General features: G+C 72.6%; 1 pseudogene. It reads right to left on the reverse strand.

Features of this window, described 5'->3' with window-relative positions:
- Window positions 1-1,294: pseudogene (locus NKF06_RS20575) on the reverse strand (hypothetical protein); the annotation flags it as partial.

A 1,294-nucleotide genomic window follows, 5' to 3' on the forward strand; every position in this document is an offset into this window, starting at 1 on the left:
TCTCGCCGGCGAGCGCGCCGCCGGGCTCAACCGCCGGGTCGATGGGTCGCGCGGGGGCGGACAGGTCGGCCGGGTCGACGACGGCCGCAAGGTCGACGCGCGTCTTCGTCTCCGTCGTCTCCTCGGTGTAGAACGTCTCGTTGCCCCGCCGCCACGTTCGGGTGGTCGTCTCGCTCGTCGTCACGATTCGGGAGCCGGCGTCGACGACGATTGTGTCGGCTTCGAGCGCCGGCGTTCGCGTCGCCACCGTCTCGACCGACGACGACGCCTCGGTCGCGGTGTCGACGAGCTCCCATTCGGTTCCGAGGTCGACCGACGGGTCATTACTCCGGGCGACGACGGTCGCGTCGGCTTCGACTGCGACGGTGGCACGATGGGCGTCCGCGACCACGTCGTCGTAAGCGGGCGCGTCGCCGTGGCCGTCGAGGAGACCGACCAGCGCGTGGTCGGCCGCGGAGCCGACGGAGGCGTTGATCGTCCGATTCGTCGGAATCTCGTTCGCGGCCGACTCGGCGGACGGATTGGGTGCGGGGAGCGTGTTCGCCAGTTCGGGCGCGGCGGGGACGCCGGTCTGCGAGAGCAGGCTCTGGGCACCGGCGCGGACGGCGGCGCGACCGGTCGCCCGCGGGCGTCGGCGTCAGTCGCCCCGAACGCCTGCTGTTCGGCGAGCAGGACGCCGGCGTTCGTCGCCAGTGCCGCGTGATCGTTCGAAACGACGTTGTCAACGGGCGCGCCGACGTACTGGCTCCAGCCACGAGTCCACGCTGACGCCCACAGCGCCGTCGTCACCGTCGCGTCGAGCGTCCCGCCGTCCAGCGCGTTCGCGTCGAGGCGGCGCTCGAAGGCCTCGGTTCGGTCGTGGAGCGCGAGGACGGGCGTCCGAACGCCGACCGTCGCGGTGACGGACTCGGCGGCGACGGTGCGACCGCCGCGAACGACTTCGACCGAGACGTTCTCGACGGTCGCGACGAGGACGGTCCCGTTCTCGCGGCCCGAGATGGAGACGCGATCCATCGCCTCGCGGAGGGTCGACTCGTTCGTCGGTCGCGGCAGGGTCGCGGTCGCGTTCACGTCGCCGCTGGCGACGGAAACGGCCCGAAGCCGCTCCGTCGCGGCGAGAGCGATGCGGAGCCTGAGATAGTCGCGGAAGGGGCGCTCGTCGGAGAGCAGTCGTCCGACGGTCGTGTTCGCGGGCGAGGTGACGGGGTTCGCCGCGACCTCACGAGCCGCGTCGCCGACGGCCGCGCGGACGGCGGCGTCGGCTGTGCTGTCGCGCCGGTCCATCGCGTCGTCG

The sequence above is a fragment of the Haloferax sp. AB510 genome (assembly GCF_024136985.1).
GTDB lineage: Archaea > Halobacteriota > Halobacteria > Halobacteriales > Haloferacaceae > Haloferax.